A 14,157-nucleotide genomic window follows, 5' to 3' on the forward strand; every position below is an offset into this window, starting at 1 on the left:
ATGACGCAAAATTTTATTCAGATAGTGTAGCGAGGCAGTCGTCCACGCACAAAAGAAAAAGCCGGCGTCAGTGTGCGCCGGCTTTTTTAACAAAAACAGAGGGCTTAGTTTAAGCTCAGCTGCGGCATCACCTCTTTCACCTGCGCCAGATAATCAGTACGATCTTTACCTGTCAGGCCTTCGGTACGCGGCAGTTTCGCCGTCAGCGGGTTCACGGCCTGTTGGTTGATCCACACTTCATAGTGCAGGTGCGGGCCGGTAGAGCGTCCGGTATTGCCGGAGATCGCGATACGGTCACCACGCTTCACCTTCTGGCCCGGTTTGACCAGCAGCTTACGCAGGTGCATGTAGCGGGTCGTATAAGTGCGGCCATGACGTACCGCGACATAATATCCGGCGGCACCGCTACGCTTGGCCACCACCACTTCACCATCTCCAACCGCCAGTACCGGCGTGCCCTGCGGCATGGCAAAGTCAACGCCACGGTGCGGCGCGACGCGCCCGGTTACCGGGTTCAGACGACGCGGGTTAAAGTTAGAGGAGACGCGGAACTGTTTTGCCGTCGGGAAGCGCAGGAAGCCTTTTGCAAGGCCCGTACCGGTACGGTCATAGAACTTACCGTCTTCGGCACGAATCGCGTAGTAATCTTTGCCCTCGGAGCGCAGACGTACGCCCAGCAGCTGGCTTTGCTCGCGCTTGCCGTCCAGCATTTCGCGGGACATCAGGACGGAGAACTCATCGCCCTTCTTCAGCTTGCGGAAATCCATCTGCCACTGCATGGCTTTGATCACCGAGCTGATTTCAGCGCTGGTCAGGCCTGCATCGCGCGCGCTGGAGACAAAGCTCGCGCCCACGGTGCCTTTCAGAACGCTGTTAACCCAGTCACCCTTCTGCATTTCGCTGGTCATCTTGAAACCGTTTGCAGTGCGATCGTAGGTGCGGGTTTCGCGGCGGGACATTTCCCAGGTCAGACGCTGGAGATCGCCATCCGCCGTTAAAGTCCAGGAGAGCTGTTGTCCGATTTTCAGGTTGCGAAGATCTTTATCCGCAGCCGCCAGCTGGCTGATATTGCCCATGTCGATGCCGTACTGGTTCAGCACGCTGCTCAGCGTATCCCCGGTAGAGACAACATATTCGTGGATACCCGCCTCGTTCTCGGTTTTATCGTCCAGTTCATCCTGCGGGATAGCTTCATCTTCCTGAGCCGCCTGGTCGATAGGCTCACTGGCTTCAGGCAGCAAAGAACGGATTTCGCTCTTTTCAAGCTCAATGGTTTTAATGATAGGGGCAGAACTCGGGTGGTAAACATAGGGCCGCCAGACGGCGACCGCTAAGGTGAGAACTGTAAGCGACCCCAGCATAACGCGGTGGGGTCGTGGCAGATTGTTAAATGCCAGGGCGACAGAGCGGGCTATCTGTTGCACGTATTCACTTCCTCGTTAATCTCCTTTCAGGCAGCTCGCATACTGGTTCGCCAGTTGGCTGAGGAACTGCGAATAGCTCGCTTTGCTCAACTGGATATTCGTACCTAGCGGGTCAAGGGTTCCCATGCGCACGGATGTTCCCCTGGCCACGGCTTCTACGACCGCTGGCCTGAACTGTGGCTCAGCAAAAACGCATGTCGCTTTTTGCTCAACCAACTGTGTTCTGATTTCATGTAAACGCTGCGCACCAGGCTGAATTTCAGGGTTGACGGTGAAGTGGCCCAGTGGGGTCAAACCGTAGTGTTTTTCGTAATAGCCGTAGGCGTCATGAAAAACGAAATACCCTTTACCTTTCAACGGTGCGAGCTCATTACCAACCTGCTTATCGGTTGCGGCTAATTGTGCCTCAAAATCCTTCAGGTTGGCGTCTAGTTTGGCTCGACTTTGCGGCATAAGTTCCACTAATTTGTCATGGATTGCAACCGCTGAAAGCCGCGCTATCTCTGGGGATAACCAAAGATGCATGTTGTACTCGCCGTGATGGTGATCTCCATCACCTTTTTCGCCGTCTGCGGCATGATGGTCATGTTCGTCGCCGTCGTCATCCGCCCCTTTCATGAGCAACGGTTTCACGCCGGAGAGTTCGGCAATCGCGACCTGTTTTTCGCCAGCAACCTGTTTTGCTGACTTTTGCATAAACGCTTCCATTTCAGGACCAATCCAGACAACTAAGTCCGCGTTTTGTAAGCGTTTTACATCCGACGGGCGCAGGGAATAGTCATGCTCGGATGCACCATCAGGGAGCAGAACCTGGGTTTCCGTTACCCCGTCTGCAATGGCGGACGCGATGAAACCGAGTGGTTTAAGCGAAGCGACAACCGCAGCGTTAACATCTTGTGCGGTTGTACCCCAAAGGGCAGCGGATAATGCTGCGAAAAGAAGCGTATTTTTATGTAACATAATGCGACTAATCATCGTAGTGAATGCGTGTAATGTGATATTATAACATTCGTTGACTTCTTCAAGCTTAAAATGACATGACGACATTGGTTTCTCTTGAAAATATCTCGGTCTCATTCGGCCAGCGCCGCGTCCTCTCTGACGTGTCGCTCGATCTGAAGCCCGGCAAAATTCTGACGCTGCTCGGCCCCAATGGCGCAGGCAAATCCACCCTGGTGCGCGTGGTGCTGGGTCTGGTCGCACCCGATGAAGGCGTGATTAAGCGCGAGGAAAAATTGCGTATTGGCTATGTGCCGCAAAAACTTCATCTCGACGCCACGCTGCCGCTGACGGTCAGCCGTTTCCTGCGTCTGCGCCCCGGCACCCGTAAAGCCGATATTCTCCCGGCGCTGAAACGCGTGCAGGCGGGCCATCTTGTCGATGCGCCGCTGCAAAAACTGTCCGGCGGTGAAACTCAGCGTGTTTTACTTGCCCGCGCGCTGCTGAGCAGCCCGCAGCTGCTGGTACTGGATGAGCCGACTCAGGGTGTGGATGTGAATGGTCAGGTTGCGCTTTATGATTTGATCGACCAGCTACGTCGAGAGCTCGATTGCGCAGTGCTGATGGTCTCCCATGATCTCCATCTGGTAATGGCAAAAACCGACGAAGTGCTGTGCCTCAACCATCATATCTGCTGCTCAGGTACACCTGAAGTCGTCTCCATGCATCCGGAGTTTATCTCCATGTTCGGCCCTCGCGGCGCCGAGCAGCTTGGCATTTATCGTCATCATCATAATCATCGCCATGATTTACAGGGACGAATCGTACTGCGTCGGGGAAATGGACACTCATGATTGAACTGTTACTGCCCGGCTGGCTAGCCGGGATTATGCTTGCCTGCGCCGCGGGCCCGCTCGGCTCGTTTGTGGTATGGCGCAGAATGTCTTACTTCGGTGATACCCTGGCGCATGCGTCCCTGCAGGGCGTGGCTTTTGGCCTGCTGCTGAACGTCAACCCGTTCTACGCGGTGATTGTGGTCACGCTGCTGCTGGCGGCCGGTCTGGTCTGGCTGGAGAAGCGCCCTCACCTCGCCATCGATACCCTGCTTGGCATCATGGCGCACAGTGCCCTGTCGCTGGGCCTGGTGGTGGTCAGCCTGATGTCGAACATCCGCGTGGATCTGATGGCCTACCTCTTCGGTGACCTGCTGGCCGTGACGCCGGAGGATCTCATCGCTATAGCCATTGGCGTGCTGGTGGTGCTCGCTATTCTGTTCTGGCAGTGGCGGAATTTACTGGCCATGACCGTCAGCCCGGACCTGGCGTTTGTCGACGGCGTGAAGCTGCAGCGCGTTAAGCTGCTGCTGATGCTGGTGACGGCGTTAACCATTGGCGTAGCGATGAAGTTTGTCGGCGCGCTGATTATTACGTCCCTGCTGATCATCCCTGCCGCTACGGCGCGTCGTTTTGCCCGTACGCCTGAGCAGATGGCCGGCGTAGCCGTGATCGTCGGGATGATTGCGGTAACGGGTGGACTCACCTTCTCGGCGTTCTATGACACGCCTGCGGGGCCGTCCGTGGTGCTGAGTGCTGCGGTGCTGTTTATCCTCAGTATGATGAAGAAGACCGCACAGTAGTGGGTATGTCCCCGGTGGCGCTTCGCTTACCGGGGCTACAAATTATCGCTGCTTACGGCATTGCCGGTGGCGTAATGCCGAAATGATTCCACGCCCGCACCGTTGCCATACGTCCACGCGGGGTGCGCTGCAGGAAGCCCTGCTGAATCAGATACGGCTCCAGCACATCTTCAATCGTCTCACGCTCTTCCCCAATAGCCGCAGCCAGGTTATCCAGCCCGACCGGGCCGCCAAAGAACTTATCCAGCACCGCCAGCAGCAGTTTACGGTCCATATAGTCAAAGCCTTCGGCATCGACGTTCAGCATATCCAGCGCCTGAGCGGCGATCTCCGCGGAAATCGAGCCATCGTGCTTCACCTCGGCAAAGTCACGCACGCGGCGCAGCAGACGGTTGGCGATACGCGGCGTACCGCGGGAACGCTTCGCCACTTCAAACGCGCCCTCTTCGCTCATTTCGAGCCCCATATAGCGGGCGCTACGGCCAACGATGTGCTGGAGATCCGCCACCTGGTAAAACTCAAGACGCTGCACGATGCCGAAACGGTCGCGCAGCGGAGAGGTCAACGACCCGGCGCGGGTGGTGGCGCCAATCAGGGTAAACGGCGGCAGATCGATTTTGATGGAGCGCGCGGCCGGGCCTTCACCGATCATGATATCCAGCTGGTAATCTTCCATCGCCGGATAGAGCACTTCCTCCACCACCGGCGACAGGCGGTGGATCTCATCGATAAACAGCACGTCATGCGGTTCGAGGTTGGTCAGCATCGCGGCGAGATCGCCCGCCTTCTCCAGCACGGGGCCGGAGGTGGTGCGCAGGTTGACGCCCATTTCATTGGCAACGATATTCGCCAGCGTGGTTTTGCCTAAACCGGGAGGGCCAAAAATGAGCAGGTGATCGAGCGCATCGCCGCGCAGCTTTGCCGCCTGGATGAAAATCTCCATCTGGGAACGAACCTGCGGCTGGCCGATATACTCATCAAGCAGTTTTGGGCGGATCGCGCGGTCCACCACGTCATCTGCCTGAATAGTGCCTGCCGACACCAGGCGGTCTGCTTCAATCATCCTTTACCTCACAATGCAGCGCGCAGCGCTTCACGAATCAGGGTTTCACTGCTGGCGTCCGGTTTGGCAATTTTGCTCACCATACGGCTGGCCTCCTGAGGTTTATAGCCCAGCGCCACCAGCGCGGCAACCGCTTCCTGCTCGGCGTCATCATCCGTCGCAGGGCCGCCAGGAGAGGTCAGTACCAAATCGGCAGCCGGAGTGAACAGATCGCCATGCAGACCTTTAAAGCGGTCTTTCATTTCGACAATCAGGCGCTCGGCGGTTTTCTTACCAATGCCCGGGAGCTTAATCAGCGCCGCAGGATCTTCGCGCTCAACGGCATTTACAAACTGTGGTGCCGACATGCCGGACAAAATCGCCAGCGCCAGCTTCGGCCCAACGCCGTTGGTTTTAATCAGCTCGCGGAACAGGATCCGTTCCTGCTTGTTATTGAAGCCGTACAGCAGCTGGGCATCTTCACGCACCACAAACTGGGTAAAGACAATCGCCTCTTTGCCCGCGTCCGGCAGCTCGTAGAAGCAGGTCATCGGCATATGGACTTCATAGCCCACGCCACCCACTTCCAGCAGCACTAACGGGGGTTGTTTTTCAATGATGATGCCTCTGAGTCTGCCTATCACGTGACGCTCCTGCGTTCTGGGAGAAATTAACTGTCGACATAATAAAAAAAGGCTGGATGTTTATCCAGCCTGATTTCTCATTATCGTAACCTGCCTCGCGCCAGATTGAGCCGCGACTCGCTCATTTGCATCGCATTCTGGCTGACGTGACAGTGGGTAATCGCAATAGCCAGCGCATCGGCGGCGTCGGCCTGCGGGTTCGCGGGAAGCTTCAGCAGGGTACGCACCATATGCTGTACCTGGCTTTTCTCCGCGCTACCAATCCCCACTACCGTCTGCTTGACCTGACGGGCCGCGTATTCGAATACCGGCAAATCCTGGTTCACGGCAGCGACGATGGCGACACCGCGCGCCTGACCGAGCTTTAGCGCTGAATCGGCGTTTTTCGCCATAAAGACCTGCTCGATGGCGAAATAGTCCGGCTGAAACTGGGTGATGATTTCCGACACGCCCGCATAAATGAGCTTCAGGCGCGAAGGAAGATCGTCCACTTTGGTGCGAATACAGCCGCTGCCCAGGTAGGTTAACTGGCGTCCCACCTGACGGATAACGCCATAGCCGGTGACGCGTGAGCCTGGGTCAATCCCGAGAATAATCGACATCACGCGTCTCCCGTAAAGGGTTTACAGGCTCTCATCAGAGAGTCGCTGCAACCTCATCAGAGATTTCACCGTTATGGTACACTTCCTGCACGTCGTCGCAGTCTTCGAGCATGTCGATCAGACGCAGCAGTTTTGGTGCCGTTTCCGCATCCATGTCCGCTTTGGTGGACGGGATCATGGACACTTCAGCGTTGTCCGCTTTCAGGCCAGCCGCTTCCAGCGCGTCGCGCACGGCACCCATCTCTTCCCACGCGGTATAAACGTCGATAGCGCCGTCATCGAAGGTCACTACGTCTTCCGCACCGGCTTCCAGCGCCGCTTCCATGATCGCATCTTCGTCGCCTTTCTCGAAGGAGATGACGCCTTTTTTGCTGAACAGGTAAGCCACGGAACCGTCGGTGCCCAGGTTGCCACCGGTTTTGGTGAACGCGTGGCGCACTTCCGCAACGGTACGGTTACGGTTGTCGGACAGGCACTCAACCATCACCGCCGTACCGCCAGGACCGTAACCTTCATAAATGATGGTTTCCATGTTCGCGTCTTCATCACCGCCCACGCCACGTGCGATAGCACGGTTCAGGGTGTCACGCGTCATGTTGTTAGAAAGCGCTTTATCCACCGCCGCGCGCAGACGCGGGTTAGAAGCCGGGTCGCCGCCGCCCAGACGCGCTGCTGTCACCAGCTCGCGAATGATTTTGGTAAAGATCTTACCGCGCTTGGCATCCTGTGCCGCTTTGCGGTGTTTGGTGTTGGCCCACTTACTATGACCTGCCATAAAAAGTTCTCCAAAAATCGCGCCTTCTCAGGCTGCGTTAATTACAAATTCTTCAATCGCCTGCCGGTTGCTCCACGACTTGGTCAGTGCGGCGGCATCCGCCGCATTCACCCAGCGGTAGGTCAGGTGTTCGGTAAACACGATCTCCCGTTCATGGGGGAGCGCGAGACAGAACCACGACTCCGTATTGCGCTCGGTACCCGGCGCGTAGCGATGACGTAAATGGCTAAAAATTTCGAACTCCACCGTGCGCTGACAGTCCTTCAGGGTCAGTTGCTCGCGGGCAACGTCAATGGCGACCTCTTCCTTTACTTCACGCGCGGCGGCCTGCGGCGCGGTCTCCCCCTCTTCCAGACTGCCGGTAACCGACTGCCAGAATTCAGGGTCATCGCGCCGCTGCAACATCAGCACCCGCTTCGTGTCTTCTGCATAAATGACCACCAGGACCGAAACGGGGAGCTTATATGTCATATCAGTTTTTCTCTTCCTTCTTCACCACATCAATGCCCAGTTCGGCCAGTGCGGCCGGGTTGGCAAAGCTTGGCGCTTCGGTCATCAGACACGCTGCGGCAGTGGTTTTCGGGAAGGCGATAACATCACGGATGTTATCGGTGCCGGTCAGCAGCATGGTCAGACGGTCAAGACCGAAGGCCAGACCCGCGTGCGGCGGCGTACCGTATTTCAGGGCGTCCAGCAGGAAGCCAAACTTCTCGCGCTGCTCCTGCTCGTTGATGCCCAGAATGCCGAACACGGTCTGCTGCATTTCGCCGCTGTGAATACGCACGGAACCACCGCCCACTTCGTAGCCGTTGATAACCATGTCATAAGCGTTCGCGACCGCCTCTTCCGGTGCCGCTTTCAGCTCTGCCGCCGTCATCTCTTTTGGCGAGGTGAACGGGTGGTGCATTGCGGTCAGGCCACCTTCACCGTCGTCTTCAAACATTGGGAAGTCGATAACCCACAGCGGCGCCCATTTGTTTTCGTCGGTCAGGCTCAGGTCTTTGCCGAGCTTCAGACGCAGCGCGCCCATCGCATCCGCCACGACTTTCTTATTGTCTGCGCCGAAGAAGATCATGTCGCCGTCCTGCGCGCCGGTGCGCTCAAGGATCGCTTCCACGATGTCCGCGTTCAGGAATTTCGCTACCGGGCTGGTGATGCCTTCCAGACCTTTCGCACGCTCGGTCACTTTAATATAGGCCAGACCTTTCGCGCCGTAGATCTTGATGAAGTTGCCGTAGTCGTCGATCTGCTTGCGGCTCAGGGCAGCACCACCCGGTACACGCAGCGCTGCTACGCGGCCTTTAGGATCGTTAGCCGGGCCAGCGAATACGGCAAACTCAACGCCTTTCACCAGGTCTGCTACGTCCACCAGCTCCATCGGGTTACGCAGGTCTGGTTTGTCAGAGCCGTAACGACGCTCGGCTTCAGCGAAGGTCATGATAGGGAAATCGCCCAGCTCAACGCCTTTCACGTCGTTCCACAGGCTACGCACCAGAGCTTCCATCACTTCACGCACCTGCTCGGCGGTCATGAAGGAGGTTTCCACATCGATCTGGGTAAATTCTGGCTGGCGGTCAGCGCGCAGGTCTTCGTCGCGGAAGCATTTAACAATCTGATAGTAGCGATCGAAGCCGGACATCATCAGCAGCTGTTTGAACAGCTGTGGAGACTGCGGCAGCGCGTAGAATTTGCCTTTATGTACGCGGGATGGGACCAGGTAATCGCGCGCGCCTTCCGGCGTGGCTTTGGTCAGCATCGGGGTTTCGATGTCGAGGAAACCGTGGTCATCCATAAAGCGGCGCACCAGGCTGGTGATTTTCGCACGGGTTTTCAGGCGCTGAGCCATTTCCGGACGACGCAGGTCCAGGTAGCGGTATTTCAGACGCGCTTCTTCAGTGTTGACGTGGTTGGAGTCCAGCGGCAGCGCTTCTGCACGGTTGATGATCACCAGATCGGACGCCAGCACTTCGATGGCACCCGTCGCCATGTCGGCGTTGACGTTTTTCTCGTCACGCGCGCGCACTGTGCCGGTAACCTGAATGCAGAACTCATTACGCAGCTCAGAGGCCAGCTTCAACGCATCTGCGCGATCCGGATCGAAGAACACCTGAACGATACCTTCGCGGTCGCGCATATCGATGAAGATAAGGCTACCAAGATCACGACGACGATTGACCCAACCACACAGGGTTACCTGCTGTCCAACGTGGGACTGACGCAGCTGCCCGCAATATTCTGTACGCATGAGATATCCCTTAATTAGCCGCAGGCTAAATGTCGCCTGGTATGCAGGCTACTATGTCGCAGCTTTCTGTATGTCACAACTGGATGAAAAAAGGCGGCTATTATACTGGAAATTCCGCCGGACGATAAGAGCGAACCACGGCCAGGCGGTCGTTTGCTGCACTCTTATTGCGCATTCTCACAAAAATTAACAAAATTATCCGCCCAGGAACAGGCCATCACGTCGTATGGTGTCTGGAAGTGATTCATTTAACGGGAGTAACGATGTTAACACTTGATGCCAGTAAAACCGCACTTGTTGTGATTGATTTACAGGAAGGCATTCTGCCCTTCGCCGGTGGCCCGCATACCGCGGATGATGTGGTCAACCGCGCTGCTCGCCTGGCGGAAACATGTCGTGCCAGCGGTGCGCCTGTTGTCATGGTGCGCGTCGGCTGGTCCGCTGATTACGCCGAAGCGTTAAAACAGCCCGTTGATGCCCAGGTTCCTGCACGCGCCCTGCCGGAAAACTGGTGGACGTACCCGGCCGCACTCGGCAAACGCGACAGCGATATTGAAGTGACCAAACGCCTGTGGGGCGCATTTTACGGTACCGATCTCGAGCTGCAGCTCCGCCGTCGCGGCATCGACACCATCATCCTGTGCGGCATTTCCACCAACATCGGCGTGGAGTCTACCGCCCGCAACGCGTGGGAGCTGGGCTTTAACCTGGTGATTGCCGAAGATGCCTGCAGCGCGGCCTCCGCGGAACAGCACCAGGGCAGCATGACCCATATCTTCCCGCGCATCGGCCGCGTGCGCAGCACGGATGAGATTGTCAGCGCGCTATGATGTACGTGGGCCTGCCCCAGTGGTCGCACCCGAAATGGGTGCGCCTTGGCATCACCAGCCTTGAGGAGTATGCCCGGCACTTCAACTGTGTCGAGGGTAACACCACCCTGTATGCGCTCCCCAAAGCCGAGATTGTTGCGCGCTGGCGGGAACAAACGAGCGACGACTTCCGCTTCTGCTTTAAGTTTCCGGCCACCATTTCCCACCAGGCCGCGCTGCGCAACTGCGGTGATTTGACCGAAGAGTTTTTTACGCGCATGTCGCCGCTCGCGAACCGCATCGGTCAGTACTGGATCCAGCTACCCGCCACGTTTGGCCCGCGCGATTTGCCTGCGCTCTGGCAGTTCCTGGATGCCCTGCCCCGCGAATTCACCTACGGCGTTGAAGTCAGGCATCCTGAATTTTTTGCGAAGGGCGAAGCAGAAAAAGCGCTCAATCGCGGTCTGCTCGAGCGTTCCGTTAACCGGGTGATCCTCGATAGCCGCCCGGTGCACAGCGCTGTGCCCCATAGCGAAGCCATCGTTGAAGCTCAGCGTAAAAAACCGAAAGTGCCGGTCCACGCCATCGTGACCGCGCATAACCCAATGGTCAGATTTATCGGCAGCGACAACATGCAGCAAAACCAGGCGATGTTCGCCGTCTGGCTGGAAAAACTGGCCTCGTGGGAACACGCCACCACGCCGTATCTCTTTTTGCACACGCCGGATATCGCCCAGGCCCCCGAACTGGTCGATGCTCTTTGGCAGGCCTTGCAGGCTGCGGTGCCGTCCGTGGGCAGCGCCCCTTCCATCCCACAACAATCTTCTCTTTTCTGATATCACCCCCTATCATAGTGAAGTGCCATCTGCCAAAAACAGGGAGTTTGTATGGTCAGCGCGCTGTATGCGGTGTTAGGTGCATTACTGCTGATTAAGTTTTCATTTGATGTTGTGCGCCTCAGAACGCTGTACCGCGTCTCTTACGGTGACGGCGGATTTTCCGAGCTACAAAGCGCTATCCGCATTCATGGCAACGCGGTCGAATACATCCCCGCAGCCTTAATCCTGCTGCTTTTTATGGAGATGAATGGCGCAGAAACCTGGATGGTGCACATCTGTGGCCTGCTTCTTATTGCTGGCCGCCTGATGCACTATTACGGTTTTCACCACCGCTTAATCCGCTGGCGTCGTTCCGGCATGAGTGCGACCTGGTGTTCGCTTTTGCTGATGGTGCTGGCTAACCTGTGGTATATGCCGTGGGAGTTGGTTTTCTCCCTCCATTAGCGCACAATACGCCACTTTATTTTTCCCGGATTTTTACGTTATGTCAGATCGCGACACGCTTTTTTCCGCGCCTATCGCCAGCCTGGGCGACTGGACCTTCGATGAACGGGTAGCCGAAGTCTTCCCGGATATGATCCAGCGCTCTGTTCCCGGTTATTCCAATATTATCTCTATGATCGGCATGCTGGCTGAGCGCTTCGTTCAACCCGGCACGCAGGTCTATGACCTGGGCTGCTCGCTCGGCGCGGCAACGCTGTCGGTTCGTCGTAACGTTCACCACGAAGGCTGCCGAATCATTGCCGTCGATAACTCCCCGGCTATGGTTGAGCGCTGCCGTCGCCACATTGACGCTTACAAAGCCCCTGTTCCGGTAGACGTGGTGGAAGGCGATATCCGCGAGATTGAGATCGATAACGCCTCGATGGTGGTGCTGAATTTCACCCTGCAGTTCCTGGTGCCTGAAGACCGTCAGCTGCTGCTGGACAAAATTTATCAGGGGCTGAATCCCGGCGGCGCGCTGGTGCTCTCGGAGAAATTCAGCTTCAAAGATGCCGAGGTTGGCGAACTGCTGTTCAATATGCACCACGATTTCAAACGGGCGAACGGCTACAGCGAGCTGGAGATCAGCCAGAAGCGCAGCATGCTCGAAAACGTGATGCTGACGGATTCCGTAGAAACCCACAAAGCGCGCCTGCGCAAAGCCGGATTTGAGCACAGCGAACTGTGGTTCCAGTGCTTTAACTTCGGCTCTCTGGTGGCGTTGAAAGCGGGAGAATCCGCATGATCGAATTCAGTAACTTCTATCAGCTAATTGCCAAAAACCAGCTCTCCCACTGGCTGGAAACCTTGCCCGCGCAGATTGCCGCCTGGCAGCGCGATCAGCAGCACGGCCTGTTAAAGCAGTGGTCAAATGCGGTGGAGTTTCTGCCCGAACTGACCCCGCATCGTCTGGATCTTCTGCACAGCGTAACCGCCGAGAGCGAAGAGCCGCTTCCGGCCGGGCAGATCAACCGCATCGAAACGCTGATGCGTAACCTGATGCCGTGGCGCAAAGGGCCGTTTTCACTTTACGGCGTGAACATCAATACCGAATGGCGCTCGGACTGGAAATGGGATCGCGTTCTGCCTCACCTTTCCGACCTGACCGGACGTACCATACTGGACGTGGGCTGCGGCAGCGGTTACCACATGTGGCGCATGATTGGCGCGGGCGCGCATCTGGCGGTCGGTATTGACCCGATGCAGCTGTTCCTGTGCCAGTTTGAAGCGGTGCGCAAGCTGCTGGGTAACGACCAGCGCGCGCACCTGCTGCCGCTGGGCATTGAACAACTCCCTGCCCTGAAAGCCTTTGATACCGTCTTCTCCATGGGCGTGCTGTACCACCGTCGTTCCCCGCTTGAACACCTGTGGCAATTGAAGGATCAGCTGGTCAGCGGCGGCGAGCTGGTGCTGGAAACGCTGGTAATTGAAGGCGATGAACATGCCGTTCTTGTGCCGGGCGATCGCTACGCGCAGATGCGCAACGTTTACTTCATCCCTTCCGCGCTGGCGCTGAAGAACTGGCTGGAGAAGTGCGGGTTTGTGGATGTGCGGATTGCCGACGTCAGCGTGACTTCGCTCGAGGAACAGCGCCGCACCGACTGGATGATCACCGAATCGCTGGAGCAGTTCCTCGACCCGGCCGACCACAGCAAAACCATCGAAGGCTATCCGGCTCCGATGCGTGCGGTGTTGATTGCGACCAAGCCGTAGCCTTTTAGCCGGGTGGCGGCTACGCCTTACCCGGCCTACTCGTAGCACGTTTTCTCCGAAATAGTTCAGGTTGCAGCAAGGCGGCTACGCAGCGAATCCCCGGGAGCTTACATCAGTAAGTGACCGGGGTGAGCGAGGCGGCCAACGCAGCTGCGGCTTGAAACATGAAAGACAAAAAAAGGCCCCTGTTGAAATTGCAGGGGCCTGGTACAAGCAAGCATCATATTGGGCGACATGATGCGCGGTAAAAATCGGTACGTTGCTACACGTGATGGCGCTCAATCAGCGACTTCATTTCCGCAACCGACTCTCCCTCTACGCCATAGCGTGAATACTCATCCGCTTCAGCATCCGTCGACATTGACAATCCTGTATTGCGATAACGCATGGGCGAAGGTATCCATTTACCCGCGGAGCTGTGCAGCTCTTCTACCCCTGCGTTTAAAAACCGTTCCAGATTGCTGGCGCGGACTCCCGCACCCGCCATTATTATTGGAACACCGGAATGTGCTTTTAGTTCCGTAATTAATTGCAGTCCTTTTTCAGCTGACGCCTGCTGACCCGATGTCAGGATGCGCGCCACGCCAAGTTCTCCAAGCGTTTCAAAGGCCTGAAGCGGATCTTTACACATATCAAATGCGCGATGAAAAGTGACGGCCAGCCCCTGCGCGGCGCTCATAATCTGACGCATGCGCGGTATATCGATATTGCCATCTTCATCCAGCAGGCCGGTCACCAGCCCTGGAAACCCGAGGTCCCGAACGAGCGCGATATCATCAAGCATGGCACTGAACTCGCCCGCCGTGTAACAAAAATCACCGCCGCGCGGACGAATAATCGGGTGAACGGGAATGGTGACGGCCTGACGAGCAGACTTCAACACGCCGTAAGACGGCGTCAGCCCGCCCTCTTTGGGTGCCGCGCACAGTTCAATGCGGTCAGCCCCGTGCTTTTGCGCGGTCACGGCACACTCCACGCTGTAACAACAAATCTCCAGCAGCGCCAT

At 56.9% G+C, this 14,157-nt stretch carries 16 protein-coding genes; 7 read left to right on the forward strand and 9 right to left on the reverse strand.

Translation table 11 applies throughout. The features are described from left to right. Window positions 1–104 precede the first annotated feature (104 nt). Together mepM and znuA are read right to left on the reverse strand one after the other, a co-directional pair. Window positions 105–1,424 (reverse strand): murein DD-endopeptidase MepM, encoded by a 1,320-nt coding sequence (gene mepM / locus WM95_RS14670; protein WP_023312231.1) that lies wholly within the window; start codon window positions 1,422–1,424, stop codon window positions 105–107. A 15-nt stretch (window positions 1,425–1,439) separates the two neighbouring features. Further along, complete coding sequence (gene znuA / locus WM95_RS14675; RefSeq protein ID WP_045404493.1) at window positions 1,440–2,384, reverse strand: zinc ABC transporter substrate-binding protein ZnuA; 945 nt, start codon at window positions 2,382–2,384, stop codon at window positions 1,440–1,442. 77 nt (window positions 2,385–2,461) lie between these two features. On the opposite strand from znuA, the gene znuC reads away from it, so the two are divergent. Continuing rightward, a complete protein-coding gene (znuC, locus tag WM95_RS14680; protein WP_023312233.1) occupies window positions 2,462–3,217 on the forward strand; it encodes a zinc ABC transporter ATP-binding protein ZnuC in 756 nt (251 codons plus the stop codon). Continuing rightward, a complete protein-coding gene (gene znuB, locus WM95_RS14685; RefSeq protein WP_063409036.1) occupies window positions 3,214–3,999 on the forward strand; it encodes a zinc ABC transporter permease subunit ZnuB in 786 nt (261 codons plus the stop codon). The genes znuC and znuB overlap by 4 nt, the downstream gene beginning before the upstream one ends. A 52-nt stretch (window positions 4,000–4,051) precedes the next feature. Here the strand turns inward: znuB and ruvB are convergent, their stop codons facing one another. The 6 genes from ruvB to aspS all read right to left on the reverse strand — a co-directional run bounded on the left by ruvB (window position 4,052) and on the right by aspS (window position 9,307). After that, complete coding sequence (gene ruvB / locus WM95_RS14690; protein ID WP_023312235.1) at window positions 4,052–5,062, reverse strand: Holliday junction branch migration DNA helicase RuvB; 1,011 nt, start codon at window positions 5,060–5,062, stop codon at window positions 4,052–4,054. An 8-nt stretch (window positions 5,063–5,070) separates the two neighbouring features. Then, window positions 5,071–5,685 (reverse strand): Holliday junction branch migration protein RuvA, encoded by a 615-nt coding sequence (ruvA, locus tag WM95_RS14695; protein WP_045355971.1) that lies wholly within the window; start codon window positions 5,683–5,685, stop codon window positions 5,071–5,073. Window positions 5,686–5,765: 80 nt separating this feature from the next. After that, window positions 5,766–6,287, reverse strand: coding sequence for a crossover junction endodeoxyribonuclease RuvC (ruvC, locus tag WM95_RS14700; protein ID WP_003859749.1), 522 nt, complete (start codon window positions 6,285–6,287; stop codon window positions 5,766–5,768). Window positions 6,288–6,321: 34 nt separating this feature from the next. Continuing rightward, window positions 6,322–7,062 carry a YebC/PmpR family DNA-binding transcriptional regulator gene (locus WM95_RS14705; RefSeq protein ID WP_008500447.1) on the reverse strand — a complete coding sequence of 247 codons (741 nt, stop codon included), beginning with the start codon at window positions 7,060–7,062 and terminating at the stop codon, window positions 6,322–6,324. A 27-nt stretch (window positions 7,063–7,089) separates the two neighbouring features. Beyond that, complete coding sequence (nudB, locus tag WM95_RS14710) at window positions 7,090–7,533, reverse strand: dihydroneopterin triphosphate diphosphatase (protein ID WP_008500446.1); 444 nt, start codon at window positions 7,531–7,533, stop codon at window positions 7,090–7,092. Between the two features lies 1 nt (window position 7,534). Then, window positions 7,535–9,307, reverse strand: coding sequence for an aspartate--tRNA ligase (gene aspS, locus WM95_RS14715; RefSeq protein WP_045355970.1), 1,773 nt, complete (start codon window positions 9,305–9,307; stop codon window positions 7,535–7,537). 263 nt (window positions 9,308–9,570) lie between these two features. Here aspS and WM95_RS14725 point away from each other — a divergent pair, with 263 nt between their 5' ends. Genes WM95_RS14725 through cmoB form a run of 5 tightly spaced genes read left to right on the forward strand, consistent with a single transcriptional unit; the run spans window position 9,571 to window position 13,151 of the window. Continuing rightward, window positions 9,571–10,137 carry a hydrolase gene (locus tag WM95_RS14725; RefSeq protein WP_063409035.1) on the forward strand — a complete coding sequence of 189 codons (567 nt, stop codon included), beginning with the start codon at window positions 9,571–9,573 and terminating at the stop codon, window positions 10,135–10,137. Continuing rightward, a complete protein-coding gene (locus WM95_RS14730; protein ID WP_063409034.1) occupies window positions 10,134–10,952 on the forward strand; it encodes a DUF72 domain-containing protein in 819 nt (272 codons plus the stop codon). The genes WM95_RS14725 and WM95_RS14730 overlap by 4 nt, the downstream gene beginning before the upstream one ends. A 51-nt stretch (window positions 10,953–11,003) precedes the next feature. Further along, entirely contained in the window at window positions 11,004–11,399 is a 396-nt protein-coding gene (locus WM95_RS14735; RefSeq protein ID WP_021240443.1) for an MAPEG family protein, read from the forward strand. A gap of 40 nt (window positions 11,400–11,439) precedes the next feature. Then, complete coding sequence (cmoA, locus tag WM95_RS14740) at window positions 11,440–12,183, forward strand: carboxy-S-adenosyl-L-methionine synthase CmoA (protein ID WP_063409033.1); 744 nt, start codon at window positions 11,440–11,442, stop codon at window positions 12,181–12,183. Further along, the gene (cmoB, locus tag WM95_RS14745) at window positions 12,180–13,151 is read left to right on the forward strand and encodes a tRNA 5-methoxyuridine(34)/uridine 5-oxyacetic acid(34) synthase CmoB (RefSeq protein WP_024909685.1); all 972 of its coding nucleotides are present in this window, start codon (window positions 12,180–12,182) and stop codon (window positions 13,149–13,151) included. The genes cmoA and cmoB overlap by 4 nt, the downstream gene beginning before the upstream one ends. Window positions 13,152–13,413: 262 nt before the next feature. Here cmoB and cutC read toward each other — a convergent pair whose 3' ends face one another. Then, window positions 13,414–14,157, reverse strand: coding sequence for a copper homeostasis protein CutC (gene cutC / locus WM95_RS14750; RefSeq protein WP_045355966.1), 744 nt, complete (start codon window positions 14,155–14,157; stop codon window positions 13,414–13,416).

The organism is Enterobacter cloacae complex sp. ECNIH7 (assembly GCF_002208095.1).
Classification (GTDB): domain Bacteria; phylum Pseudomonadota; class Gammaproteobacteria; order Enterobacterales; family Enterobacteriaceae; genus Enterobacter; species Enterobacter cloacae_M.

Excerpts from the sequence above, each read along its gene's own strand:
- cmoB (WP_024909685.1), top strand. The coding sequence starts at position 12,180 with ATGATCGAATTCAGTAACTTCTATCAGCTAATTGCCAAAAACCAGCTC.
- znuC (WP_023312233.1), top strand. The coding sequence starts at position 2,462 with ATGACGACATTGGTTTCTCTTGAAAATATCTCGGTCTCATTCGGCCAG.
- WM95_RS14705 (WP_008500447.1), bottom strand. The coding sequence starts at position 7,062 with ATGGCAGGTCATAGTAAGTGGGCCAACACCAAACACCGCAAAGCGGCA.
- ruvC (WP_003859749.1), bottom strand. The coding sequence starts at position 6,287 with ATGTCGATTATTCTCGGGATTGACCCAGGCTCACGCGTCACCGGCTAT.
- ruvB (WP_023312235.1), bottom strand. The coding sequence starts at position 5,062 with ATGATTGAAGCAGACCGCCTGGTGTCGGCAGGCACTATTCAGGCAGAT.
- cmoA (WP_063409033.1), top strand. The coding sequence starts at position 11,440 with ATGTCAGATCGCGACACGCTTTTTTCCGCGCCTATCGCCAGCCTGGGC.
- nudB (WP_008500446.1), bottom strand. The coding sequence starts at position 7,533 with ATGACATATAAGCTCCCCGTTTCGGTCCTGGTGGTCATTTATGCAGAA.
- WM95_RS14725 (WP_063409035.1), top strand. The coding sequence starts at position 9,571 with ATGTTAACACTTGATGCCAGTAAAACCGCACTTGTTGTGATTGATTTA.
- znuA (WP_045404493.1), bottom strand. The coding sequence starts at position 2,384 with ATGTTACATAAAAATACGCTTCTTTTCGCAGCATTATCCGCTGCCCTT.
- cutC (WP_045355966.1), bottom strand. The coding sequence starts at position 14,157 with ATGGCGCTGCTGGAGATTTGTTGTTACAGCGTGGAGTGTGCCGTGACC.
- WM95_RS14735 (WP_021240443.1), top strand. The coding sequence starts at position 11,004 with ATGGTCAGCGCGCTGTATGCGGTGTTAGGTGCATTACTGCTGATTAAG.
- znuB (WP_063409036.1), top strand. The coding sequence starts at position 3,214 with ATGATTGAACTGTTACTGCCCGGCTGGCTAGCCGGGATTATGCTTGCC.
- WM95_RS14730 (WP_063409034.1), top strand. The coding sequence starts at position 10,134 with ATGATGTACGTGGGCCTGCCCCAGTGGTCGCACCCGAAATGGGTGCGC.
- aspS (WP_045355970.1), bottom strand. The coding sequence starts at position 9,307 with ATGCGTACAGAATATTGCGGGCAGCTGCGTCAGTCCCACGTTGGACAG.